The following is a 23,578-nucleotide window of genomic DNA, read 5'->3' as shown; positions in this document are numbered from 1 at the left end:
GCGATGAAGATCGGCTTCATCGGTCTGGGCGCGATGGGCCGCGCGATGGCGGCCAATCTGCTGCGCGCCGGGCACGAGGTGACCGTGTGGGCGCGTCGCGCCGAGTCGATGCAGCCCTTGCTCGACCAGGGCGCACGACCGTCGGCGTCGCCGGCGGACTGCGCGCGCGGCATGGACGCCGTGTGCTGCATCGTCACCACCGGCACCGACGTGCGCGAGGTGGCGCTGGGCCCGCGTGGCGTCATTGAGGGCGCAGCGCCCGGTTGCGTCTTCATCGACCACAGCACCATTCCGCCGTCGGTGGCGCGCGACATCGCCACGGCGCTGAAGGCGCGCGGCATCGACATGCTGGATGCGCCGGTGTCGGGTGGCGAGCGCGGTGCCATCGACGCGACGCTGGCCATCATGGTTGGCGGCGAGGCGGCGGTGTTCGAGCGCATGAAGCCCTTGCTCGCTGCAGTCGGTCGTACCCAGGTGCATGTTGGCCCGAACGGCGCGGGGCAGGTGACCAAGGCGTGCAACCAGCTCATCCTGTGCGCCTTCATCGAGGCGGCAGCCGAGGCGGCGCGGCTGGCCGCGGCCAGCTGCGTCGATTTCGGCAAGGTGCGCGAAGCGATGCTGCACGGCTCGGCCGCCTCGCGCGCACTCGATCTGTTCGGCGGCAAGATGGCGACACGCGATTTTTCGGCCGGCGTGCAGTCGCGCCTGCATCACAAGGACATGGGCATCGTGCTCGGCGAAGCGGTGGAACTGGGGCTGGCGATGCCGCTGTCGGCTGCCGTGTGGCAGCAGCTCAATGCGCTGATGGCGCAGGGCGGCGGCACGCTGGATACCTCGGCCCTGCTTACCGTGCTGGAGGGGCCGGGCGCCGCCTGATCAGTGTCGGCGCCCGGTCAGGCAGGGGAAGTCGAAGGCCGGATCCTGACCGTCCATCAGTCTGGACAACAGCCTGGCCGACCCGCAGGCCAGGGTCCAGCCGAGGGAGCCGTGACCGGTGTTGTACCAGAGTCCGTTGATCCGGCTGCGGCCGATCAGCGGCACATTGCCGGGTGTGCAGGGACGCAGGCCGGCCCAGGCCTCGGCGGCGTCGAAGTCGCCAGCGTCCGGGCACAGCTCGCGCGCCAGCCGGGTCAGCAGCTGCACGCGCTCCGGTTCTATCGTCACCGTCAGTCCGCCCAGTTCGGCCATGCCGGCCACCCGCACGCGGTCGCCGAGGCGCGACAGCACGATGCGGTGCTCCTCGTCGGTCAGGCTGGTACGCGGCGCGTCCGGCCCGGCCGGGAAGGTGATCGAGTAGCCCTTGATCGGGTACAGCGCCGGTCGCGGGCCGTGCTGCTCGACCAGCTGACGGGTGTGCGTGCCGAGCGCGCACACCACCTGTTCGCCGCGCAGCAGGCCGCGCACGCCGCGCGCGTCGCGCACGGCGACGCCGCGTACCGTGTTCTCGTGGATGTCCAGCGCCTCGACCGTGATTTCGTAATGGAAGGTGACACCGGCGTCGGCGCAGGCAGCGGCCAGCGCCCGCGTGAAGCGGTGTGCGTCGCCGGTTTCGTCGTTCGGCGCGTGCAGGCCGCCGGCCAGCGTGCGCTGACTGCCCGCCAGCGCGGGTTCGATCTCGATGCAGCGCGCGGCGTCACAGCTGTCGATGCGGATACCGTGCGGTGCCAGCCACTCGGCGCGCGCACGGGCGCGCTCGAATTCACGGCGTTCGGAAAACACATGCAGGATGCCGCTCGCCGACTGGTCGTATTCCAGCTTCAGTGCATGGCGCAGCGCCAGCAGTTCGGCCTGACTGCTCACGGCAAGTCGTGCCAGCGCATCGGTGTTGCGACGCATGCGGCCGGGCAGGCACTCGTACAGGAAAGCGCCCATCCAGCGCCATTGCCGGTGGTTGGCGGTCGGAGAAAAGCGCACCGGGGCATTCGAATCGAGCAGTCCGCGCAGCCCTATCATCGGCGCCTGCGGCGAGGCCCAGGGCGCGGCGTGGCTGACCGAGATCTGGCCGCCGTTGGCGAAACTGGTTTCCATTGCGGGATCAGCCTGCCGGTCGATGACCGACACGGTGTGACCGGCCTGGCGCAGATACCAGGCGGTAGTGATGCCGACGACGCCGGCACCCAGAACAAGGATGTGCATGCGGTTCTAGTTATGGACGACGCTGTGGATGACCGGGGGCGACCGCTGCCGGTTCCGTGCGCAGGGCGCGCTGCCGGCGTTCAAATCGGTCGGACGTGAAATCGTGCGACCCGGATCATGGTGCTGTGCACGATAATGCATTTCCTGCCATTCCGGAGTCGCGACACATGTCCCGCATCACCCTGAGCCAGTTCCTGATCCAGCAACAGCGCGACGGCGAGCGCATCTGCGCCGAGCTGCGCTTCCTGGTCGAAGTCGTCGCCCGCGCCGTCAAGGCGATCGGCAACGCCGTCGGCAAGGGTGGTCTGACCAATTCGCTCGGTGAAGCAGGCGGCGAGAACGTACAGGGCGAGGTGCAGAAGAAGCTGGACGTGATCGCCAACGAAATCCTGCTTGAAGCGAACGAGTGGGGCGGTCATTTGGCCGCGATGGCGTCGGAGGAGATGGACCTGCCGCACCAGATCCCTAACCGTTACCCGAAGGGCGAATTCCTGCTGCTGTTCGACCCGCTGGACGGCTCATCCAACATCGACGTGAACATTTCGGTCGGCACCATCTTTTCGGTGCTGCGCTGCCCGGAGCTGAATGGCAGCGTCGAGCCGGTCGACGAAAAGGCCTTCCTGCAGCCCGGCACCCAGCAGCTGGTGGCCGGCTATGCGGTGTATGGCGCGGCCACCCAGCTGGTGCTGACGGTCGGCAACGGCGTCCATGCGTTCACGCTGGACCGCGAGACCGGCAGCTTCGTGATGACCACCGAAAACATGCGCGTGCCGGAAGACACCAAGGAGTACGCGATCAACGCGTCGAACGCGCGCTGGTGGGAAGCGCCGGTCAAGCGCTACATCGACGAGCTGATCGCCGGCAAGAGCGGTCCGCGCGGCAAGGATTTCAACATGCGCTGGGTCGGCTCGATGGTGGCCGACGTGCACCGCATCCTGACCCGCGGCGGCATCTTCATGTATCCGAAGGACACCAAGGACCCGACCAAGCCGGGCAAGCTGCGACTGATGTACGAAGCCAATCCGATGGCGATGCTGATCGAGCAGGCGGGCGGCGCGGCGACCACCGGCTATCAGCGCATTCTCGACGTGCAGCCGGAAAAGCTGCACCAGCGCGTGCCGGTGATTCTGGGGTCGAAGAACGAAGTGGAGCGCGTGACCGGCTATCACGCCGTCTGAAGGAAGCGCGCGATGCCGGCGGCCGCGACGCGGCCGCTGGCCATGCTGGCGGTGAGCAGGTAGCCGCCGGTCGGCGCTTCCCAGTCCAGCATTTCGCCGGCGCAGAACACGCCGGGCAACGCCTTCAGCATCAGCCCGTCGTCCAGCGCTTCCAGCCGCACGCCGCCCGCCGTGCTGATGGCCTCGGCCACCGGTCGGGTGCGCAGCAGGCGCAGCGGCAGTGCCTTCAGCGTTGCCGCTAGGCGTGACGGGTCCGCCATCGCCGCCTTGTCCAGCACCTCGTGCACCAGCCCCAGTTTGACGCCGGCCAGACCGAGCCGGCTGGCGAGATGCGAACTGAGCGAGCGCGAGCCGCGTGGGCGACGGATTTCGTCGAGCACGCGCGACGCGTCGTGCGCCGGCAACAGGTCGAGCGCGATGTCGCAGTGGCCGTCGCGTTCGATGCGTTCACGCAGCGCCGCCGACAGCGCATAGATCAGACTGCCTTCCAGGCCGTGCGCACTGACCAGGCACTCGCCGCGCCTTTCCATGCGCGTCCCGTCGATGGCGTCGAAGCGGATGCACACATTCTTCAGCGGTGCGCCGGCGTGGCGCTCGGCGAAGTGCGTGCTCCAGTCGAGGTCGAAACCGCAGTTGGCGGCACGCAGCGGTGCGAGTGCGACGCCGCGCGCGTCGAGCATCTGCGTCCATGCTCCGTCCGAGCCGAGCTGCGGCCAGCTGGCGCCGCCGAGCGCGAGCAGTGTGGCGCGCGCGTCAACCTGCCGCTCGCCGTCTGGCGTGTCGAAGGTCAGTGCGCCGGCGTCGTTCCATCCGGTCCAGCGCTGGCGCATGTGAAAGCGCACGCCTGCCGCGCGCAGCCGCGCCAGCCACGCGCGCAGCAGCGGGGCCGCCTTCATGTCGGTCGGAAACACCCGCCCTGAACTGCCGACGAAAGTGTCGATGCCGAGGCCGGTGCACCAGTCACGCAGCGCGGCCGCATCAAATTCGGTCAGCCAGGTGCTGACTTCGGCGCTGCGTTCGCGGTAGCGGGTGACGAACAGATCGGCGGCTTCGCCGTGCGTCAGATTGAGGCCGCCCTTGCCGGCGAGCAGGAACTTGCGGCCGACCGAGGCCTTGGCGTCGTACAGATCGACCGCGATGCCGCGCGCCGACAGCACTTCGGCCGCCATCAGCCCGGCCGGTCCGCCGCCGACAATGGCGACCTGAACGGCGCTGGAAGGTGCGGGCATCAGTCCGGTGTCTGCACCAGCCGCAGCGCACTGTCGTCGCTGCGCAGGCGGTAGGGGCTCGGTGGAAGGGGCGGCTCGGGTACTTCGGCCTGCTTCTTCAGCGCCTCGTAGCGGCCGGCCACCTTGGGCACGTAGGCGCGGGTTTCCGCATAGGGCGGCACACCGCCGTACTTCCTGACCGCGCCGGCGCCGGCGTTGTAGGCGGACAGCACCAGTTCGATGTCGCCGAAATCGTCCATCAGGTCGCGCAGATGACGCGCGCTGGCGCGCAGATTGTCGGCGGGCTTCAGCGCGTCGGACACGCCGTACATGCGGGCGGTGGACGGCATCAGCTGGGCCAGACCGAGCGCACCCTTGGGCGACACCGCGCGCGGGTTGTAGGCCGACTCGGCGTGGACGACGGCGTGCAGCAGTTCGGGTTCGATGCCGCCCGCCTCAGCCGCCGCCTCGATCTGCGCCGAGAACGGCAGCTTGCCCAGCGCTTCGCGGCGTGCCTGCTTGCGTTCGGCCTCGGAAATGCGCGGCGATTCGGGTTGATGGAGACGATAGTCGGCGCTGCCCTGCAGCCGCAGCCGGTAGTCCGCGACGTCGCCGGCGTGGGCCACAGGTAACAGCAGAGTCGCGAGCAGTGTGACGGCGGTGCGCATCAACCTTCCTTGGAAGTCAGTCGGGTGGCGAACCAGACCGCCAGCGCGATGCCGACGGTGTTGGCGAGCAGATCGTAAAGATCGGCTTCGCGCCCCGGCAACATGAGCTGCCGCCACTCATCGTAACAAGCCAGTGCCAGCGCCAGGCCGGCGCACGCATACAGCCAGCGCCGGCCGGTCGCCAGCCACAGCGACAGCGCGATCACGCCGAAGGTGCCGGCGTGGGCGAGCTTGTCCCAGGGAGAGGGAATCAGACCGACCGCCAGCGAGGTTTCGCCGAGGCGGATCAGGCTGGCGATCATCGTTAGCGCGAACAGGCCTGCCGCCCACTGCAGACAGGCCTGCAGACGCACAGCCTCAGTACGCATTGCGGTCGCTGAACACGACGGCAACCGTCTTGACGATGATCCAGAGGTCCAGCCCGAGCGACCAGGTACGCAGATATTCGAGGTCGTACTCGATGCGCTTCTGCATCTTGTCCACGGTTTCGGTTTCGCCACGGTAGCCATTCACCTGCGCCCAGCCGGTGATCCCCGGCTTGACCTTGTGGCGGACCATATAACCCTTGATCAGCTTGCGGTAAGTCTCGTTGTGCGACACCGCGTGCGGCCGCGGGCCGACGATGCTCATGCGCCCCTGCAGTACGTTGATGAACTGCGGCAGTTCGTCGAGCGAGGTGCGACGCAGGAAGCCGCCGAAGCGGGTGATGCGCTGATCGTTGCGGGTGGCCTGTTTCACCACGCCGCCGTCTTCCTGGACGGTCATCGAGCGGAACTTGTAGACGACGATTTCCTTGCCGTCGAGGCCGTAGCGGCGCTGACGGAACAGGGCGGGGCCGGGGGAGCTCATCTTGACGCCGATGGCGATGGCCAGCAGCAGCGGCGATATCAGCAACAGGATGATGATGGACAGCACGATGTCGCTCGCGCGCTTGACCAGACCGTTGATGCCGGTGAAGGGCGTGTCGCAGACGGCCACCACCGGGACGCCCGCAACGTAGTCCATGCGCCCCTGGATCAGGTCGGTCAGGAAAATGTCCGGTGCGAAGAAGATGCTGACCGTCGTATCTTTCAGGTCGTCGAGCAGCGACAGGATGCGCGGCTGGCTGGCCATCGGCAGCGCCAGGTAGATCTGGTCGATGCGGTTCGCCTTCACGTAGGCGGCGAGATCGCGCAGGCGACCGAGCAGCGGCAGGCCGTTGAGCTGGGTGATGCGCTCGGGTGCGCGGTCGTCGAAGTAGCCGACACAGCGCACGCCCAGGTAAGGATTGGTTTCGAACTGCTCGGCCAGAGACACACCGATATCGTTGCAGCCGACGATGATGACGCGGGTCTGGTTCGCTTCCTGCGCGGCGGCCCGCTGCAGATAGCCGCGGGCAACGAAGTGGGCGACCAGCTGGGTCAGCGGCGCCGCGACCAGCCAGGACACCACGACCTCGTAGGGGAAGTTCTCGATGTACTGACTGGCGTAGCCGAAGAACAGCAGGATGAAGGCGATCAGCAGCCAACTGATCACGGTCTGCCGGATCACCCGACGCGGCCGCATGCTGAGCAGCGACGAGCCGGGGAATGACAAGGAAAAGACGACGAGCGACAGCACGACATAGCGTGCGTCGACGGTATCGCCGTAATAGAGCGCGCAGGCGATCAGCGAAAGGATGAGCGACAGCGGGTCGAGGAACATTTCGACCATGCCGGAAAGGCTCAGCGGTGCCCGCAATACGGAAGTGTTACGCTCAAACTTGGCGAGCATCGGGAATGAAACCGGTGAATTCAATGGATCTGGAGACCTGCAGACGACGTGCCGGCTAGAATACCGGAAGCGTTTTTGCGTATTTTCACGATTTGCGCGCCGGAAAGAAAAGCGTCACGGCCCGCATTCATACTCTCTTCGATGAACAATAACATTTCAAAATGTTTGACCGGTGTGCTGCTCTGCGCATCCGTGGTCCCAGGGGCGGCGAGCGCAGATGAAGACGATGTGTTCAGCCTGACTACGTCGGCGAACTGGCAGTACGTGGACAATGTGTTCTATCTGCCGGATGGCAACGAACCGACGTCCTTCGGTCCGAATACGCCGCGTGGGGACCACAGCACGACGCTCAGTGCCGGTATCGTCGGCGAGAAACGTCTGGGCCGGCAGGTGCTGACCGCGAACACCACGTTCAACCGCACCCGCTACAACGACATCAGCCTGCTCGACAACGACGGTTACAACCTCGCTGCTGGCTGGCTCTGGACTGTCGGCAGCGATCTGAGCGGCAATCTGAGCTACAGCAAGCGCCGTTACATGCTTGGTTTCGGTGATTTTCGGCAGGTGGACCTGACCAAGAATCTGGTCGATGCTGAAACCTGGCGCTTCGACGGAACCTACAAGCTTGACGCTTATTGGGCACTGTTTGGCAGCCTGAACCGAGATACTCAACGCAACGATGCGGTGGTACGTCGTCCGAGTGATTACGACATCGATCGGCTCGAGGCCGGGGCACGCTACACGACGCGAGGTGGTACCTCATTCGAGCTGCTGGGACGCGAAAGCCGAGGCGACTTTCCAAACCGCGCTGCCAGCGTTCTTCGCGACAATGCTTACAAGCAGAAGGACGCCGAATTCCGGGTGCGGTGGCAGCCGGTCGGGCATTCGAAACTGTCGGCCTCGGTCGGGGTGTCTAAACGCGAGCACGAGCGAGCGCGGACGCGCAATTACGACGACGTTTACGGGAGGTTATCGTGGGAATGGCGACCGACCGGCCATCTGGGCCTGACCTTCGACGCGCAGCGTCAGATCAGCGGGCTCGACGACAACTTCACCACCTATTTCGAGACCGAAACCTACAGCCTGACCCCGGTCTGGTATGTCACCGGAAAGCTGCGGGTCGATGGTCTCTTGCAGTATCGTGCTAGAGATGGGCAGGGCCGTGGTAACAGCGATTTCATCGATCCGGCGGTGTTGGCACTGTTGGGTGATCGAGCGGCTCAGCGCACCGAGGACCTCTACACTTACAGCGTGGGCGCAACGTGGTCGATCCAGCGCAACCTGAGCGCCAGCGCGCAATGGCGGCACGACCGTCGCGATTCCAACATCAACTTCTACCAGTACCGCACCGACAGCGTCTCGATGTCGCTGCAGTACCTGTTCTAAGTCAGTACTGCAGCAGCGCGTGGCTGTGCCAGCCGCGCGCGGCGAGCAGGGCGGAGCCGCCGAGCGTCGGCAGGTCGATCAGGAAGCGGAAGCCGATGAGCTGCCCACCGGCGCGTTCGACCAGTTCGCCGCAGGCCATGGCGGTGCCGCCGGTGGCGATCAGATCGTCCAGCACCAGCACCCGCGCGCCGGGGGCGAAAGCGCCTGTGTGCATTTCCAGCCGGTCGCAGCCGTACTCGAGCGCGTAATCGACGCCCAGCGTCGGGCCCGGCAGCTTGCCGGGCTTGCGTACCGGCACCAGACCGGCGCCGAGTCGCTGCGCCAGCGCGCCGGCGAACAGGAAGCCGCGCGCCTCGATGGCGGCGACGATGTCGATGCTGCCCGGTTCGATGCTGTGTTCGAGTGCGTCCAGTGCCTGCGTCAGGCCGCGTGCGTCGGCCAGCAGCGGTGTGATGTCCCGGAACTGGATGCCCGGCTCCGGAAAGTCGGGAATGGTGCGGATCAGCGAGCGCAGCGGCGCGAGGTCGGACGAATGTGTCATGGCGTTTCCTGGAAGGCGGGCAGGCCGAGCCGGGCGCGTCGCTCGTCGCGCGGCAGTGCGGCCAGCTCGCGCATGGTCGCCCATACGGCGGGCATGTCGGGTGAGGCGGCTATCAGCCGCGTGAAGGCCGGTCTGGCTGCAGTGTAGAGGCCGATCGAAGCCAGCGTCGCGTTGTTGATGTCCTGTGCGAACCAGCGATCGTAGCCGCGGAAGCCGGCCCAGCGCGTGTCGCGCAGAGCGCGATAATCCGTGCCCAGTTCTTCGAGCAGACGCACCTTGCCGGCGTGTTTTTCGGATTCCGCCAAATCGCTGCCGTAGAGCGCATCCAGTGCGTCGCGGTAGCGGGTCACCAGCGCAGCGAAATCGGCGCGCAGCATCTGCGCCCGCTCGAATCCTTCGCGCAGACCTTCCTTGCCGGGGCGTGCCAGCCAGCGGCGCACGCCTTCTTCTTCCACCGCGCTGGCGAAGGACTCATTGAATTCGGTGTCGTCGCGCACATAGACGATCTGGTGCGCCAGCTCATGCACGATGAGACGCACCAGTTCCGTTTCCGGGTAGTGGATGAAGGTGTTCAGCAGCGGGTCGTCGAACCAGCCCAGTGTCGAGTAGGCCGGCACGCCGCTCACGTGCACGTCCAGCCCCTCGTGCGCCAGTGCGTCGGCGTGGCGGCGTGCGTCGGCTTCGGCGAAGAAGCCGCGATAGCTGACGCAGCCGGCGATGGGGAAGCAGGACTGGCGCGGCTTGACCGACAGCGGCTCGGTGGCGAAGACGTTCCAGACGACGAAAGGTCGCCCGAGGTCGGCGTAGCGGCGATAGCTGCCGTTGTCGGGCAGGGCCATCTCGCGGCTGGCCCAGTCGCGGATCTCTGCCGCCAGTGCGAGCTTGTCGCGCAGCGACTGCGTGCTCGTGCGGTCGGCATCGACCTCGGCCAGCGGGCGCGCCAGTCGCCACAGCTCGAACTGGCCATGCGCCGCCTGCCAGTAGTAGCGCGGCGAGAAGCTGCCGTTGCAGCCGCCGAGCAGCAGCGCCAGACCGACGACGAGGCCGCGACGCCGGATGCGCTCAGCCAGCGTCGCGGTGTCCGGCATAGGGATCGGCGTAGGCGGGCACGATGGCGGGGGCCGTGTCCAGCGGCGCGTTGTCGATCGTGACCGGTATCCAGCCGCGCACGCTGTTGATGAACCAGACGCCTTGGGCGCGGCCGAGGTCATCGCAGGTGAGCACGCGTTCCAGCAGTTCGCCACGCTCCACCAGTTCGCGCCGCAGCGTGCCGTCAAGCAGGCCGCTCGATACCGGCGGCGTGTACCGGCAGCCGTCGATGTCGAGCACCAGGTTGCCGCGCGTGAATTCGGTCAGCTCGCCAGCGTCGTTCCACAGCAGCACGTCGAAGGCGCTGCCGGCGACCTGCGACAGGTGGGCGTCGTAGAGGCCCCGGCGCGTGGTCTTGTGGTAGAGCAGCGGCTCGGCGCGGGACACCGGCGCCGAAGCCAGCCTGACTTTGCGCGGGCTGTTGTCGGGCTCGCCAGCGGCGGCGCTCTCGATGCGCATGCCACCGTCTGCGGCGCACAACAGGCGCACGCGCAGGCGGCCCTGCGGATATGCCTCGGCATGCGCTGCCAGCACGGCGGCCGGGTCCTGCGGTGCGGCGAAGCCGAAATGGCGTGCCGATGCGTTGAGCCTGGCGAGGTGGCGGTCGAGCAGTTCGTAGCGGCCATCGACCAGCAACAGCGTCTCGAACAGTTCGAAGCCATTGCCGGCGCGGGTCAGGAAACGGCTCTTGGTCTGCACTTCGGCGTACTCGTCGGTGGCGACCGAATCCCAGGTGATGCCGCCGCCCAGCCCGCATTCCATCCTCTCTTTCGCCACGTCCAGCGTGACCGTACGGATGGCGACGTTGAAGCGCGCCGCACCGCCCGGTGCCACGTGGCCGATGGCACCGCAGTAGACCGCGCGTGGCGATTTCTCGAGCTCAGCGATGATGTCCATCGACTTCAGCTTGGGCGCACCGGTGATCGAGCCACAGGGGAAGAGGGCGGCGAACACGTCGTCCAGCGTCACCTCGGGGCGGGTGCGCGCGGTGATGGTCGAGGTCATCTGCAGCAGGGTCGGGTAGTTCTCGATCGAGAACAGGTGAGGCACCTGCACGCCACCCGGCATCGACAGCCGCGACAGGTCATTGCGCAGCAGGTCGACGATCATCAGGTTCTCGGCGCGGTTCTTTTCCGAATCGCGCAGCCAGCGCGCGAGTTCGGCGTCCTCTTCCGGCAGTTGGCCACGCCGTGCGGTGCCCTTCATCGGTCGTGTCGTCAGCACGCCGTCCTGCCACGAGAAGAACAGTTCCGGCGACGCCGATAGGATGCGGTGGGTGCCGATGTCGGCGTAGGCGCAGAACTCGGCTTGCTGCGCCTGTCGCAATTGCTCGTAGTAGGACTGCGCGTCGCCGGAAAAGCGCGCGTGGGCGCGCACCGTGTAGTTCATCTGGTAGGCGTCGCCGCGACGGATGGCGGCGTGGATCGCGTCGATCGCCTGCCCGTATTCGTCGCGCCCGGTGTCCAGTTCCCATGCCGGCACCTCGAACGGGGCCGGCGCGTCGGGGCCGCAATCGACCGGCGCGTGGTGCAGGCCGAACCAGACCAGCGGCACGCCGCATCCGCTGCGCACGCGCGCCGCGCGATCGAAGGCGGGCGCGGCCTCGTAGGCGACGTAGCCGACCGCGTGCAGTCCGCCCTGCGTGGCTTCGGCGACGCGACGCAGGGCAGGGCGCACGGCGTCCACGCTGTCGGCGCGCACCACTTCGAGCGGTTCGCCGAACACGAGGCGGCGTGGCAGTCTGTCCGGGGTCGAGAAGTCGAGTATGAATTTCATGATGTTGCCGGCCGCCGGCCGGTCAGGCGTGAGCAGTGTTCAGACGACGTGCGGCGCGATGTAGAGCGCGATCACGCGTCGGCCGAGCAGCGTGACAGAGCCGTGGCGCCGGTTGTTCCCGGTATCGCTGTACTCGAAGGCATAGGTCCGTTTGATGCGCATCTGACCGCCCTCGTCGCGGGCGAGCGAGGTCGAACGGATGGCTACGGTATCATCGAGCAGCTGGGTGCCTTCGGCGTTGCAGGCGGCACGACTGGCTTCCATGCCCGCTTCGCGGGCATTCAGGCTGTCGAGCCAGAACCAGATCAGGCCGCCGATCAGCAGCAGCGACACGAGTTCGAAGGTTGGCATGTCAGTGCTCCGGTTGCGCCATCGGCTGGCGCGCGACGTAGCGCGCCAGCTTGCCGTCGATGCGCTCGGCCAACTGGGACGCCAGCTGTGCAGGGGTGCGTTCCGGATACAGGCGGGACAGCACAAGCAGCAGGCACAGCAACACGTCGGCGGCTTCATCGATCGACGCGTCGGCGGGCAGCGTCTTGTGCGGTTTGTAGCCGCGCTGGACCAGCACGGCCTCGGCCAGTTCGCCCGATTCTTCGGTCAGTTTGCACAGCAGCATCAGCGGATCCATCCGCTCGTGGGCCGCAAATACGGACAAGGCCTCGGCAAAGGCGTCGGTAGAGAAAGACATATGTAAGGCGATATGAACCGGGAAGCGTGCCCGATTCTATCGTGTGCAAGAAGGTTGGTCGGCGCGGCCCGCTTTGTGTGCCGCCGGCCGCGGAGCAAGGCGCGGCAAGCTGCCATCGCCGCGTGGCGGGCATGCTGCATTACGGAAACATTTCACGCAACGGCGCTGTAACACGCGCCCGATACTGTTCAGCCTTGGTCAGTTGGGCTATCTTGGCCGACGGCCTCATGTCACAAATCAGCAATAATCATTCGGGGAAAACATGCCACATCACGCACGCCGTTCCATCGCCTTGACCGTCATCGCTGCAGCCATCCTGACTGCCTGCGGCGGCGAGGGCGGCGAAAAGAAGACGGCGACTCAGGTTGCCGCAAAGGTTAACGGCGGTGAAGTTTCGGTGCATCAGATCAATCAGGTCATGCAGCGTACCAATGTGGCGAATCCCGAGCAGGCCAAGGCGGCCAGCCGCCAGGTTCTCGAGCGCCTGATCGATCAGGAGCTGTTGGTGCAGCAGGCGGTCGAGAAGAAGCTGGACCGCGATCCGAAGACGCTGCAGGCGATCGAGGCTGCGCGCCGCGAAGTGCTGGCCCGTGCCTACCTCGAGCAGGTGTCCAGCGCGGCGGTCAAGCCGACCGACAGCGAAATCAAGGATTACTACAGCCAGCACCCGGAGCTGTTCTCCGAGCGCCGCATCTTCAATCTGCGCGAGCTGGCCATCGCTGCCGGCCCGGACTTTACGCCCAAGCTCGAACAGTTCATGTCGCAGCCGCGCAATCTGCAGCAGATCGCCGAGTGGCTGCGCAGTGAGAACGTGCGCTTCACCGCCAATGCGGTGACCAAGCCCGCCGAGCAGCTGCCGCTCGAAATGGTGAAGCGGGTGCATCAGATCAAGGACGGCCAGATCGGCGTGCTCGGCACCCCGAGCGGCATTCTGGTGATCGAGGTGGCCGCGTCGCGCAGCGTGCCGGTCGACGAGAACGCCGCACGACCGGTGATCGAACAGTTCCTGCTGAACCAGCGCAAGGGTGAGCTGGCGCAGTCGGAAGTGAAGAAGCTGCGTGAAAGCGGCAAGATCGAGTACATGGGCGAATTCACCGCGCCTGCGCCGACTGCTGCTGCACCGGCCGCTGCACCTGCCGCACCGGCCGCTGCGCCGGCCGCCGGTACCGAATCGGCGGTGGACAAGGGACTTTCGGGGCTCAAGTAAGCCTCTCTCGGGACGGCGCTGCGCCAATGCAGGGCGCCGTCCTTTCGGACTGATCAACTGGAAACCCCTCGATATGACGAAGTTCGTACGTCTGCTGCTAGGCCTTTGTTTCGGGATGCTGCTGCTGCCGGCCGCCAGTGCCGCCGATGCGCGTGAATACGTGCTCGGTTCGGGCGACATCATTCGCGTCACCGTGTTCCAGAATCCGGACCTGACGGTCGAGACGCGGGTGACCGAGAACGGCAGCATCACCTATCCGCTGATCGGTGGCGTGACGGTCGGCGGTCTGACGCTGCCGGCGACCGAGAAGCTGATCGCCGACAAGTTGCGCGACGGCGGTTTCGTGCTGAAGCCGCAGGTGAACGTGCTGCTGCTGCAGATCCGCGGCAACCAGGTTTCGGTCCTGGGCATGGTGAATCGCCCCGGCCGCTATCCGATCGAGATCGCCAACACCCGCGTCACCGACATGCTGGCAACTGCGGGCGGTGCGTCGGTCAGCGGCGCCGACATCGTGACGCTGGTCGGTACCCGCAACGACAAGCCCTTCCGCGCCGAGATCGACATTCCGGCCCTGTTCCAGCCGGAGGGGATCAATGCGGACATCCCTGTCATGGGGGGCGACATCCTCTACATCCACCGCGCGCCGGTGTTCTACATCTACGGTGAAGTGAATCGTCCGGGTTCCTATCGCCTCGAGCGCGGCATGACCGTGATGCAGGCGCTCGCCCAGGGCGGTGGCATCACGCTGCGCGGCACCGACAAGCGCCTCAAGCTGCATCGCCGCAATGCGGCCGGTGCGGTCGAGGCGATCGAGCCCGACATGTCGATGACGCTGCAGAGCGACGATGTCGTCTACGTGCGCGAAAGCCTTTTCTGATCGGATGATTCCATGACGTTTCAGCAATTCCTGCTCATTCTGCGCGCGCGCTGGCTGGTCGGCCTGGCGGTGCTTCTGGTTGTCGTCGCCACCACGGTCGCGGTCAGTCTGGTGCTGCCCAAGCAATACACCTCGGCCACCTCGGTGCTGATCGACGTGAAGTCGCCCGATCCCATCCTTGGCGTCACGCTGCCGGCACTGGTGACGCCGGGTTATATGGCGACCCAGGTGGACATCGTCACGTCGGACCGCGTCGCCCAGCGCGTCGTGCGCATGCTCGGTTTCGAGAAGAGCGCCCAGGCGGTCGAGCAGTGGCGCGAAGCGACCGACGGTCAGGGCTCGATGGACGCCTATTTCGCCGACCTGCTGAAGAAGAAGCTCGACGTCAAACCGTCGCGCGATTCCAACGTATTGTCGATCGAATTCAGCGGCCAGGATCCGGCCTTTTCCGCGGCCGTCGCGAATGCCTTCGCGCAGGCTTACATCGACACCAACCTCGAACTGAAGATCGAACCGGCCAAGCAGTACGCGAACTGGTTCGCCAGCCAGTCCAAGGCGCTGCGAGAAAATCTCGAGCAGGCGCAAAGCAAGCTGTCCGCCTTCCAGCAGGAAACCGGCATCGTCAACACCGATGAGCGCCTCGACATCGAGAGCGCGCGTCTTGCCGAGCTGTCCAGCCAGTACACCGCGATCCAGGCGCAGCGCAGCGACAGTTCGTCGCGCCAGGCGCAGGTCAGTCAGTCGCAGATCGAAACGCTGCCCGAAGTGCAGCAGAATTCGCTGATCATCGGTCTGAAGTCGGAACTGGCGCGCGGTGAGTCGAGGCTGAACGAAATGAGCCAGCGCTTCGGTCGCAACCATCCGGAGTACCAGCGCGCCCAGGGCGAGGTCGATACCCTGCGCAGCAAGCTCGACGCCGAAATGAAGAAGGTGGCCAGCACGCTCAGCACCAGCAACCGCGTGAACGTGCAGCGCGAAGCTGAAGTGCGTGCAGCACTGGCGGCGCAGAAGAACCGCGTGCTCGAACTGAAGAAGCAGCGCGACGACCTGGCCGTGCTGCAGCGCGAGGTCGAGAGCGCGCAGCGCGCCTACGACGCGGTCGCCCAGCGCTTCACCCAGACCAGCCTCGAAAGCCAGACCACGCAGACCAATATCGTCGTGCTGACGCCGGCGATCGCGCCGATCGAACATTCCAGTCCCAACCTGCTGCTGAACACGCTGGTCGCCATCTTCCTCGGCGTGCTGCTGGCGGTCGGTACCGTGCTGCTGCTCGAACTGCTGGATCAGCGCGTGCGCGGTGACGACGATCTGCAGCAGCTGCTCGGTGTGCCGGTGCTCGGCCTGATCTCGACCGTCAAGTTCAACAAGGGCGCAAAACGCGCCCGCGCGGCCACCGCCTGAAGGACATCACCATGAACGCACCCACTTCTATCGATACCGGGTCCGGGCGGGCCATCGGCGCCATCCTGATCGACGCCGGCCGGCTGAGCCCGGATGGTGCCGAGCGCATCCTGCGCGCGCAGCGCGAACGCGGTCTGCGCTTCGGCGACGCGGCGATCTCGCTCGGTCTGCTGAAGGAATCAGACATCCAGTTCGCGCTGTCGCGCCAGTTCGACTACCCATTCCTGCAGGCCGGCGAAAGCGCGGTCAGCGACGAGGTGATCGCGGCCTATCGTCCCTTCACCCATCAGGTGGAAGAGCTGCGCGCATTGCGCAGCCAGCTCATGCTGCGCTGGTTCGACGCCGAGGCCGAGCGCAAGACGCTGGCCATCGTCAGCCCGGAGCGCGGCGAGGGACGCAGCTTCATCGCTGCCAACCTGGCGGTTGTGTTCTCCCAACTGGGCGAGCGCACGCTGCTGATCGACGCCGACATGCGCAATCCGCGTCAGCACACACTGTTCTCGGTCAGCAACCGGGTCGGCCTGTCGGAAACGCTGGCCGGTCGGGGTGGCCCGGACGCAGTGCAGCGCGTGCCGGCACTGCTCGACCTGTGCGTGATGCCGGCCGGTGCGGTGCCGCCGAACCCGCAGGAACTGCTGTCGCGACCGGTGTTCAGCCAGTTGCTGGGGCAGTTGTCGAAGGATTTCGACGTCATCCTGATCGACACGCCGGCCGGTGCCGAGTACGCCGACGCGCAGACCATCGCAGTGCGCGCGAGCGGCGCGCTGATGGTGGCGCGCAAGAACGTGAGCCGTGCTTCGCGTCTGCGTCGCCTGGCCGACGAACTGATCACCGCCAGCGCCACGGTCGTCGGCTCGGTGATGAACGAGCCCTGAACGGGCTGGTCAGAGCAGAAACGATCATCCGGTGAGCGCTTCCAGCATGTCTTCTCCGCACTCCATGCGCCTCGGCGCCCATGCACTGTCCTTCGACTGGGCGCCGTTCTGGATCGTGCTGGCCGGTATGGCCGCGATGTACGGCCCCAGCTTCCATGACCTGTTCAACGGCATCTGGAGCACCGACGAGAACGCGCACGGCCCCATCGTGCTCGCCGTTGCGTTGTGGCTGCTCTACACGAAGTGGAACGACATCGCCGACCGGATCGAACCGGCGCCGGCGCCCATTCTGGGCTGGCCGTTGGTGGTTGCATCGCTGCTGTTCTACATCCTCGGCCGTTCGCAGGACATCCTGATCTTCGAGATCGGCTCGCTGATCCCGATGCTGGCGGGTCTGATACTGGTGTTCTTCGGTCGTGCGACCCTGTTGCGTCTGTGGTTCCCGCTGTTCTTCATGCTGTTCATGATTCCGCTGCCCGGCATCCTGGTCGACGCAGTGACGCAGCCGATGAAGATGGGTGTGTCGTGGGCGGCCGAGCATCTGCTGTACGCGTTGGGCTATCCGATCGCACGCACTGGCGTCATCCTGGTCATCGGCCAGTACCAGTTGCTGGTGGCAGATGCCTGCGCCGGCCTGCACTCACTGTTCACGCTCGAGGCGCTGGGCCTGCTCTACCTGAATCTGGTCCGTCATGACTCGTTTGCGCGCAACGTGACGCTGGCCATTCTGATCGTGCCGATTTCCTTCTGCGCCAACGTGATCCGCGTCATCGTGCTGACGCTGATCACCTACCACTTCGGCGACGAAGCGGGGCAGGGCTTCCTGCATGGCTTCGCCGGTATGGTGCTGTTCATCAGTGCGCTCATCCTCATTATCGGTGTCGATTCGATGCTGCGCTTTGGCGTGCGCAAGGCCGATGCAGCGGCCTGAGAGCCGGTCGTGAGCGGCGATACCGATCTGCTCTTCATGAACGAGGCGCTGGCGCTCGCCCGTGAGGCGGGATCGCTCGGCGAGGTGCCGGTCGGCGCCGTCGTGGTCTGCGACGGCGAGATTGTCGGCCGCGGCTTCAATCGCCCGATCATGGCCAACGACCCGACCGCCCATGCCGAGGTAATGGCCTTGCGCGCGGCGGGACAGGCCTTGGCGAACTACCGCATGCCCGGCTGCACGCTCTACGTGACGCTGGAGCCGTGCGCGATGTGCAGCGGTGCGATCCAGCATGCGCGCATCGCGCGTGTCGTGTTCGGCGCGCGCGATCCGAAGACCGGCTGCTGCGGCAGCGTGACCGACCTGTTCGCCGAGCCCAGGCTCAACCACCATGCCGAAGTCGAGTCCGGCGTGCTGGCGGAGGAGTGCGGTCGCCTGCTGAGCGACTTCTTCGCTGCCCGCCGCCGGCGCATCGAAACCGCCTGATGCATATCGACATCGACATCCGTTCACAGTGGCTGCGCCTTCATGACGATGCCGGCGTGCTGATCCGCCGCTATCGGGTGTCGACGGCGAAGAACGGCGCCGGCGAGCAGCGCGGCAGCTTCCGCACGCCGCGCGGGCGACACGTGATCCGCGCCCGCATCGGCGCTGGCGCGCCGGCGAACACGGTGTTCGTGCGCCGGCGCCCGACCGGTGAACTGTGGTCGCCCGAACTGGCGGCCGCACATCCGGGCCGCGACTGGATACTGACGCGCATCCTCTGGCTGTCGGGCTGCGAGCCGGGCGTGAACCGGCTGGGTGAGGTCGATACGATGCGTCGCTACATCTATCTGCATGGCAGCCCGGATACGGCGGAAATGGGCGTGCCCGGCTCGATCGGCTGCGTGCGCATGCGCAATCGCGACATCATCGAACTTTTCGACCTTGTTCCGGCGGGCACCCCGGTCCGCATCACGGACTGAGCGTGCTGCGCGTCGATCTGGGTGACTGGGTGTCGTTGGCGCCAGCGCTCGAAGCGATACGCCGCGAAGTATTCATCGTCGAACAGCAGGTTCCGGAAGAGATGGAGTGGGACGCCGACGACGCCACCAGCGTGCATGCGCTGGCCCTGCTCGACGGTCACCCGGTCGGCTGCGGGCGCCTGTTGCCCGACGGTCACATCGGCCGCATGGCCGTGCGCGCGCCGTTCCGTTCGTCAGGGGTGGGCCGGGCGCTGCTGCAGGCTCTGCTCGCCGAGGCGCGGCGGCGTGGGATGCGCGACGTGGTGCTGCATGCGCAGACGCATGCGCTGCGCTTCTACGAGGCGCAGGGTTTCGTTGCCGAAGGGCCGGAATTCGACGAGGCCGGCATCCCTCACCGCCGGATGTCGCAGGCCTTGGTCAGCTGAGACAGGAAGTCGTCCCCGAGCGGCTTGACGATGAAGTCGGTCACGCGCGGGAAGGTGAAGGCGCGGACGCGGTCGGCTTCCAGCGGTGACGAACTGAGCATGCAGACGCGGGCATCCGCCTGATGCACTGACGGCAACTGGTGGAACTGTTCGAGAAACTCGAAGCCATTCATGCGCGGCATGTTGATGTCGAGCAGGATGAGATCAACCGCGTGCCCCGGGTGCGTCTGAAACCACTCCAGCGCCTTTTCCGCCCACTCGAATACCAGCAGCTCCGTCGCCAGACCCGAGCGCTCGATCATCATGCCGTGAAAGAAGTTGTCGGCGTCGTTGTCGTCGATCAGCATCACGGTGCGCAGCGGTGCGGTCATTATCGAGAGGCCCCGGGTTGATCGGCGCGTTGCGCGCAAGGTCGATGTGCGTGCGCCGGGTCGATGGTGAGCGGGCGGGCGCGGCTCATGCGATTTCCGTCCGCTGCATGGCGTGCGACGCGATGCCGATGCGGCAGCTCGCGGGCAACGCCAGCACGAAACGGCTGCCGGCGTCGGGCTGCGATTCGACGAAGATGCGGCCATGGTGCATGTCGGCGATGCGGCGGCTCAGCGCAAGTCCGAGGCCGGTGCCCTCGTACTCCGCATGCGCGTGCAGACGCTGGAAAGCCTCGAAGATGCGCTCCTGGAATTCCGGCGCGATGCCTATGCCCTTGTCGCGTACCGAAACGTGCAGCTCGTCGCCGACCACATCGCAATCGATATCGACTTCCGGCGGCTTGCCGGGTGCGTGAAACTTCAGCGCGTTGTCGATCACGTTCTGCAGCAGCAGGCCCAGCAGACTGCGGTCGCCACGAATGACCGGCAGCGGCGTGACGCGGATCGTCGCGCCACTGCGACCGATGGCGGCTGCCAGCGACTGACGCGTTTCTTCCACCAGTTCCGCCAGATTTACGGCGTCCGCCCGCGCCTCGGTCGCGTCGAGGCGGACGAAGGCAAGCAGATCGTCCACCAGCGCGCGCAGCCGCTCGCCGCCACGCACGATGAAGTCCACGTAGCGCTCGCGTCGCATGGCATCCGCCTCGTGGGCGTCGCGCCGGAGCAGCTTGGCGAAATTCAGGATGGAGTTGATCGGCTCGCGCAGGTCGTGCGAGGCGACGTGCACGAACTGTTGCAGCGCGATATTGCTGCGTTCGAGTTCGGAGAGCGTGCGCTGCAGATGTTCCTCGGCTTCCAGTCGGGCCGTGATGTCCTCGCCGACCCCGAGCAGGCCGGTGGTCGCGCCCTGTTCGTCGTGCAGCCGCGTGGTGTGCCAGGACACGACGCGCAACTGACCGTCGGCCGTCATTACGTGGCCGCGGAAGCGCCGTGCCGCGTCGCGTTCGCCGCTGACCAGCTGAGCGAAGAAGGCGCGCGCATCGGCACGCTCGTCTTCTGGAAAGCACAGCTCGAACCAGTCGCGTCCGGGCAGGCTGCTGCCGGGGCGGCCAAGCACCTCGGCCGCCATCCGGTTGGCGCGCACGATGCGACCGCCGTTGTCCGCGACCACCATCATGTTGCCGGCGATGTCGAAATACAGCTCGGCACGGTCCCGCTCCGCCTTCAGTTCGGCGGTGCGATGGGCGACCAGGGCCTTCATTTCGGCGTTGAAACGCTGCAACTGCTGTTCGAACAGGTTCTGCCGCGCGTGTGCGGCCTGCAGCTCGCTCACGTGCAGGCGCAGTTCGATCTGCGCGACCACTTGCCGCGCCAGCGCGACCAGCGCTTCGCGCTGGGCCTCGGTCAGCTCGTGCACAACGGTATCGATGACGCACAGCGTGCCGATGCGATGGCCGCCTGCGACCTCCAGCGGCGCGCCCGCGTAGAAGCGGATACCCGGCCCGCCGGTGACCAGCGGATTGTCGCGGAAGCGCACGTCCATCGTGGCATCCGGCACAACCAGCACCTCGTTCCGCAGGATGGCGTGTGCGCAGAAGGCCTGCTCGCGCGGCGTTTCGCTTGCGTCCAGACCGATGCGCGACTTGAACCACTGCCGATCCTCGTCGACCAGGCTGACCAGCGCGATCGGAGTGCCACAGAGCTGCGAGGCGATGCGCGCCAGATCGTCGAACGCCGGCTCGGGCGGCGTGTCGAGCAGCCCGCTGGCGTGCAGTGCGCGCAGGCGTTCGTTTTCGTCGGGCGGCAGTGGGGCTGCGATCGTGGATGTCATGCTGCACGTGTCCGTAGCGGAGTGCTGCCGGCGGTCATTCCATCCGCCGGCCGCCGCAGGGCGGACGAGGGTGGTGACGACGGCGGGCATTGTCGGCCTGTTGTCGGCATTCTGCCTTCAAACTTGATTGACTGACCGCCGACGCACGCGCGCGTTCAGCGATCGATGGCGATGCGGCGCCTGCCGTCGGCGCGTCCGCCCGGCCCGTAGCAACGCTCCTCGACGTCGATGCGGCTCTGGCACACCGTCAGCACCGTGCTCGAACGGGTGCCGTAGTCCTCGCCGGCAATGAAGACCGGCGACAGGCGCCGCTCCCATTCGAGGCCGACCCCGGTGTCCGGCAGATCGGCGTCGGCCGCCGGCGTGTCGTCACGCAGGGTGTCGAACAGCGCTTCCTGGCGCGCTTCGGCGTCGGTTCGGACAAGCGCCCGCGCAAAGCCGTCGCGGGCGCGCAGCAGCTTTGGCCAGGGCGTGCCCGGGAGGTGGTTGGACAGTGCATGGATGCCGCTGTCGAGCACGCGCCACCGCGCTTCGTCGCCGTGACGGTGACCAACCCACACCAGTGTTTCGCCGTCGCACAGCAGCAGATTGAAGCCGTTGTAGGCGGCCGCCTCGCGACAGGTCTGCCGGGCGTGATCCTCGGCGCTCATGTGACCCGTCAGGAAGCCGGCGACCAGTTCGCCGCGCGAGCGGGCGCTCGCGCGTTGTGCGAGTGGGTCGCGGTAGTTGGTCAGTGCGGCGAAGCGGCCCATGCGGCTGACGCCCATCCAGCTGCCGCCCGACTGCAGGTCACGCCCGGCCAGCACCTGCGGCGCGTCCGCCCAGAAGTCGAGCGCGGCGGTCGGACGGCGGTGGAACTCGTCGCGGTTGGCCGCGACGACCAGCGGGCAGTCCGGCTGCTGCTTCCAGCCCAGCACGATGAGACACATCGGCGGCGTCCGTCAGGCGGCGCGGAAGCGCTCGAGGTGGCGCACGCTCTCCGGCGCCAGGAAGTCGTACAAGCCGTGGCTCTGCACGTGGCAGCCCAGTTCCAGTTCGAACAGCCGCTGATTGTTCACGCCCTCATACACTTCCATCCAGGTCTGCGGGTCGTCCAGCCGCCTGCGTACGCGGCCGGCGACGCCGGTGGCCGCCTGCAGCGAGGCCTGCATGGCGCTCAGTGCGGCCAGCAGCGCCGCTTCGCGGGTGGTGTCGATGCGGTAGTAGATGTAGTAGTCGATGCGCACCGTCATTCGCCGAGCGCGTAGGGCAGGGCGGTGAAGCGCAGCACCGGCCCGTCCAGCCCGCCGATGCGCACCTCGCCCGCTTCGGTGCTCGACATCTGCACCACGGCGAGCAGGTCGCAGCCGCCATCGGGCAGCGCGACCGCGTCGACCACCAGGCCGCACGCCTGACCGTTCGTGTCCACGCCGTGTACCGGCGTGCCGGCCGGCGGCGGCGGGCAGTCTGCGCTGGCACGGTACATGCGGCGCTTCAGTTTGCCGAGGTATTGCGTGCGGGCGACGATCTCCTGTCCGGGGTAGCAGCCCTTCTTGAAGCTGACGCCGCCGGTCAGTTCGAAATTGACCATCTGCGGCACGAATTCCTCTTGCGTGCCCGGCCATACGCTGACCAGACCGTCGCGGATGTCGAACCAGCGCCAGGCGGGCGTGCCGGCCGGCGTCGCACGGCTGCTCAGTGCGCTCCAGACTGCTTCGAGTCGGTCGGCCGGCAGCACGATCTCGAAGCGGTCGTTCGCCAGCCGCAGCACACGCACGCCATCGGCCGCCGCCTGCGTCATCGGTGCTGCCGGCACCGGCAGCCCGGCCGCCTGCAGCGCGGCTTCGGCATCGCGGCCGGCCAGTCCGAGTGCCGGCATGGCGGCGGTGGCGTCGGTCAGCGTGGCCTTGGCGCGCAGGATGTACATCGACAGCTTCTTGCGCATCGCCTCGGCCAGCGCACGGGGCAACTGCAGAACCGTGGCGTCGCCATCGCGCCACATCGTGAAGGTGGCGAGCAGGCGCCCCTTGGCCGTGCAGAAACCGGCACTGCGTACGCCGTCGGCCGGCAGGCCCTTGACGTCGTTCGTCATCAGGTTGTGCAGGAAGGTGGCGGCGTCCTCGCCGTCGGCGCGCAGCCGGGCAAGATGAGTCAGCGGTACCAGCACCGTGCCCTCGCGGGCGGCGCGCATTTCGGCGGCGGCGTCCTGCATGGCGGGGAACTGGCTGTCGTCGGCTGCGGTGCCGGAGGGTATGAAATCGTCGAGCATCATGATGTTGCGAAATCCGTAGGCAGGAGAG

The 23,578-nt window shown here is 66.7% G+C and carries 26 protein-coding genes; 11 read left to right on the top strand and 15 right to left on the bottom strand.

Annotated features, from left to right (window positions below):
- The first annotated feature begins 3 nt into the window (after window positions 1–3).
- Window positions 4–876 carry an NAD(P)-dependent oxidoreductase gene (locus METFAM1_RS0104845; RefSeq protein ID WP_019918470.1) on the top strand — a complete coding sequence of 291 codons (873 nt, stop codon included), beginning with the start codon at window positions 4–6 and terminating at the stop codon, window positions 874–876.
- On the opposite strand, the gene METFAM1_RS0104840 is transcribed toward METFAM1_RS0104845, so the two are convergent.
- On the bottom strand, window positions 877–2,136 hold the full coding sequence (locus tag METFAM1_RS0104840; protein WP_019918469.1) for a D-amino acid dehydrogenase: 1,260 nt from the start codon (window positions 2,134–2,136) through the stop codon (window positions 877–879).
- 167 nt (window positions 2,137–2,303) lie between these two features.
- On the opposite strand from METFAM1_RS0104840, the gene METFAM1_RS0104835 reads away from it, so the two are divergent.
- Window positions 2,304–3,314, top strand: a complete 1,011-nt coding sequence (locus tag METFAM1_RS0104835; protein WP_019918468.1) for a class 1 fructose-bisphosphatase — start codon at window positions 2,304–2,306, stop codon at window positions 3,312–3,314.
- Here METFAM1_RS0104835 and METFAM1_RS0104830 read toward each other — a convergent pair.
- Genes METFAM1_RS0104830 through METFAM1_RS0104815 form a run of 4 tightly spaced genes read right to left on the bottom strand, consistent with a single transcriptional unit; the run spans window position 3,302 to window position 6,882 of the window.
- On the bottom strand, window positions 3,302–4,543 hold the full coding sequence (locus METFAM1_RS0104830) for a TIGR03862 family flavoprotein (RefSeq protein WP_019918467.1): 1,242 nt from the start codon (window positions 4,541–4,543) through the stop codon (window positions 3,302–3,304). The genes METFAM1_RS0104835 and METFAM1_RS0104830 overlap by 13 nt on opposite strands.
- On the bottom strand, window positions 4,543–5,190 hold the full coding sequence (locus tag METFAM1_RS0104825; protein WP_019918466.1) for a lytic transglycosylase domain-containing protein: 648 nt from the start codon (window positions 5,188–5,190) through the stop codon (window positions 4,543–4,545). Before METFAM1_RS0104825 ends, METFAM1_RS0104830 begins: the two co-directional genes overlap by 1 nt.
- Window positions 5,190–5,558, bottom strand: a complete 369-nt coding sequence (locus METFAM1_RS0104820) for a VanZ family protein (RefSeq protein WP_019918465.1) — start codon at window positions 5,556–5,558, stop codon at window positions 5,190–5,192. The genes METFAM1_RS0104825 and METFAM1_RS0104820 overlap by 1 nt, the downstream gene beginning before the upstream one ends.
- Complete coding sequence (locus METFAM1_RS0104815) at window positions 5,548–6,882, bottom strand: undecaprenyl-phosphate glucose phosphotransferase (RefSeq protein WP_019918464.1); 1,335 nt, start codon at window positions 6,880–6,882, stop codon at window positions 5,548–5,550. Before METFAM1_RS0104815 ends, METFAM1_RS0104820 begins: the two co-directional genes overlap by 11 nt.
- Before the next feature lie 201 nt (window positions 6,883–7,083).
- On the opposite strand from METFAM1_RS0104815, the gene epsL reads away from it, so the two are divergent.
- Window positions 7,084–8,328, top strand: coding sequence for an XrtB/PEP-CTERM-associated polysaccharide biosynthesis outer membrane protein EpsL (gene epsL, locus METFAM1_RS0104810; protein WP_051102774.1), 1,245 nt, complete (start codon window positions 7,084–7,086; stop codon window positions 8,326–8,328).
- A gap of 1 nt (window position 8,329) precedes the next feature.
- On the opposite strand, the gene METFAM1_RS0104805 is transcribed toward epsL, so the two are convergent.
- Genes METFAM1_RS0104805 through METFAM1_RS0104785 form a run of 5 tightly spaced genes read right to left on the bottom strand, consistent with a single transcriptional unit; the run spans window position 8,330 to window position 12,362 of the window.
- Window positions 8,330–8,869, bottom strand: coding sequence for an adenine phosphoribosyltransferase (locus METFAM1_RS0104805; RefSeq protein WP_019918462.1), 540 nt, complete (start codon window positions 8,867–8,869; stop codon window positions 8,330–8,332).
- Window positions 8,866–9,957: an aminopeptidase gene (locus METFAM1_RS0104800; protein ID WP_019918461.1), complete on the bottom strand. Its 1,092-nt coding sequence runs from the start codon at window positions 9,955–9,957 to the stop codon at window positions 8,866–8,868. The genes METFAM1_RS0104805 and METFAM1_RS0104800 overlap by 4 nt, the downstream gene beginning before the upstream one ends.
- Window positions 9,932–11,734, bottom strand: a complete 1,803-nt coding sequence (pabB, locus tag METFAM1_RS0104795; RefSeq protein WP_019918460.1) for an aminodeoxychorismate synthase component I — start codon at window positions 11,732–11,734, stop codon at window positions 9,932–9,934. Before pabB ends, METFAM1_RS0104800 begins: the two co-directional genes overlap by 26 nt.
- Window positions 11,735–11,773: 39 nt before the next feature.
- Entirely contained in the window at window positions 11,774–12,085 is a 312-nt protein-coding gene (locus tag METFAM1_RS0104790; RefSeq protein ID WP_019918459.1) for a DUF3301 domain-containing protein, read from the bottom strand.
- A gap of 1 nt (window position 12,086) precedes the next feature.
- Window positions 12,087–12,362, bottom strand: coding sequence for a hypothetical protein (locus METFAM1_RS0104785; protein ID WP_019918458.1), 276 nt, complete (start codon window positions 12,360–12,362; stop codon window positions 12,087–12,089).
- A 322-nt stretch (window positions 12,363–12,684) separates the two neighbouring features.
- On the opposite strand from METFAM1_RS0104785, the gene METFAM1_RS0104780 reads away from it, so the two are divergent.
- The 8 genes from METFAM1_RS0104780 (at window position 12,685) to METFAM1_RS0104745 (ending at window position 19,100) form a co-directional block, all read left to right on the top strand.
- On the top strand, window positions 12,685–13,629 hold the full coding sequence (locus tag METFAM1_RS0104780; protein WP_019918457.1) for an EpsD family peptidyl-prolyl cis-trans isomerase: 945 nt from the start codon (window positions 12,685–12,687) through the stop codon (window positions 13,627–13,629).
- A 73-nt stretch (window positions 13,630–13,702) separates the two neighbouring features.
- Window positions 13,703–14,506 carry a polysaccharide export protein EpsE gene (gene epsE / locus METFAM1_RS0104775; RefSeq protein ID WP_024300468.1) on the top strand — a complete coding sequence of 268 codons (804 nt, stop codon included), beginning with the start codon at window positions 13,703–13,705 and terminating at the stop codon, window positions 14,504–14,506.
- Window positions 14,507–14,518: 12 nt separating this feature from the next.
- On the top strand, window positions 14,519–15,907 hold the full coding sequence (gene epsF / locus METFAM1_RS0104770; protein ID WP_019918455.1) for a chain length determinant protein EpsF: 1,389 nt from the start codon (window positions 14,519–14,521) through the stop codon (window positions 15,905–15,907).
- Between the two features lie 11 nt (window positions 15,908–15,918).
- Window positions 15,919–16,782, top strand: coding sequence for a chain length determinant protein tyrosine kinase EpsG (gene epsG / locus METFAM1_RS0104765; protein ID WP_019918454.1), 864 nt, complete (start codon window positions 15,919–15,921; stop codon window positions 16,780–16,782).
- A gap of 64 nt (window positions 16,783–16,846) precedes the next feature.
- Window positions 16,847–17,713 (top strand): exosortase B, encoded by an 867-nt coding sequence (gene xrtB / locus METFAM1_RS0104760; RefSeq protein ID WP_019918453.1) that lies wholly within the window; start codon window positions 16,847–16,849, stop codon window positions 17,711–17,713.
- Window positions 17,714–17,722: 9 nt separating this feature from the next.
- Window positions 17,723–18,196 (top strand): tRNA adenosine(34) deaminase TadA, encoded by a 474-nt coding sequence (gene tadA, locus METFAM1_RS0104755; RefSeq protein ID WP_019918452.1) that lies wholly within the window; start codon window positions 17,723–17,725, stop codon window positions 18,194–18,196.
- Window positions 18,196–18,675 (top strand): L,D-transpeptidase, encoded by a 480-nt coding sequence (locus tag METFAM1_RS0104750; protein WP_019918451.1) that lies wholly within the window; start codon window positions 18,196–18,198, stop codon window positions 18,673–18,675. The genes tadA and METFAM1_RS0104750 overlap by 1 nt, the downstream gene beginning before the upstream one ends.
- Before the next feature lie 2 nt (window positions 18,676–18,677).
- A complete protein-coding gene (locus METFAM1_RS0104745) occupies window positions 18,678–19,100 on the top strand; it encodes a GNAT family N-acetyltransferase (protein ID WP_019918450.1) in 423 nt (140 codons plus the stop codon).
- On the opposite strand, the gene METFAM1_RS0104740 is transcribed toward METFAM1_RS0104745, so the two are convergent.
- The 5 genes from METFAM1_RS0104740 to ygfZ all read right to left on the bottom strand — a co-directional run bounded on the left by METFAM1_RS0104740 (window position 19,067) and on the right by ygfZ (window position 23,550).
- Window positions 19,067–19,471 (bottom strand): response regulator, encoded by a 405-nt coding sequence (locus METFAM1_RS0104740; protein WP_019918449.1) that lies wholly within the window; start codon window positions 19,469–19,471, stop codon window positions 19,067–19,069. The two genes, METFAM1_RS0104745 and METFAM1_RS0104740, sit on opposite strands and share 34 nt — an antisense overlap.
- Window positions 19,472–19,556: 85 nt before the next feature.
- A complete protein-coding gene (locus METFAM1_RS0104735; protein WP_019918448.1) occupies window positions 19,557–21,299 on the bottom strand; it encodes a sensor histidine kinase in 1,743 nt (580 codons plus the stop codon).
- A 155-nt stretch (window positions 21,300–21,454) separates the two neighbouring features.
- The gene (locus METFAM1_RS0104730) at window positions 21,455–22,228 is read right to left on the bottom strand and encodes an NRDE family protein (protein WP_019918447.1); all 774 of its coding nucleotides are present in this window, start codon (window positions 22,226–22,228) and stop codon (window positions 21,455–21,457) included.
- Window positions 22,229–22,240: 12 nt separating this feature from the next.
- Window positions 22,241–22,531 carry a DUF4936 family protein gene (locus tag METFAM1_RS0104725; RefSeq protein WP_019918446.1) on the bottom strand — a complete coding sequence of 97 codons (291 nt, stop codon included), beginning with the start codon at window positions 22,529–22,531 and terminating at the stop codon, window positions 22,241–22,243.
- On the bottom strand, window positions 22,528–23,550 hold the full coding sequence (gene ygfZ / locus METFAM1_RS0104720) for a CAF17-like 4Fe-4S cluster assembly/insertion protein YgfZ (protein ID WP_019918445.1): 1,023 nt from the start codon (window positions 23,548–23,550) through the stop codon (window positions 22,528–22,530). The genes METFAM1_RS0104725 and ygfZ overlap by 4 nt, the downstream gene beginning before the upstream one ends.
- Window positions 23,551–23,578 lie beyond the last annotated feature (28 nt).

The sequence above is a fragment of the Methyloversatilis discipulorum genome, from assembly GCF_000527135.1.
GTDB classification, from domain to species: domain Bacteria; phylum Pseudomonadota; class Gammaproteobacteria; order Burkholderiales; family Rhodocyclaceae; genus Methyloversatilis; species Methyloversatilis discipulorum.
The sequence above is the reverse complement of the archived record's forward strand: the minus strand, read 5'-3'. Positions and strand labels throughout refer to the sequence as shown.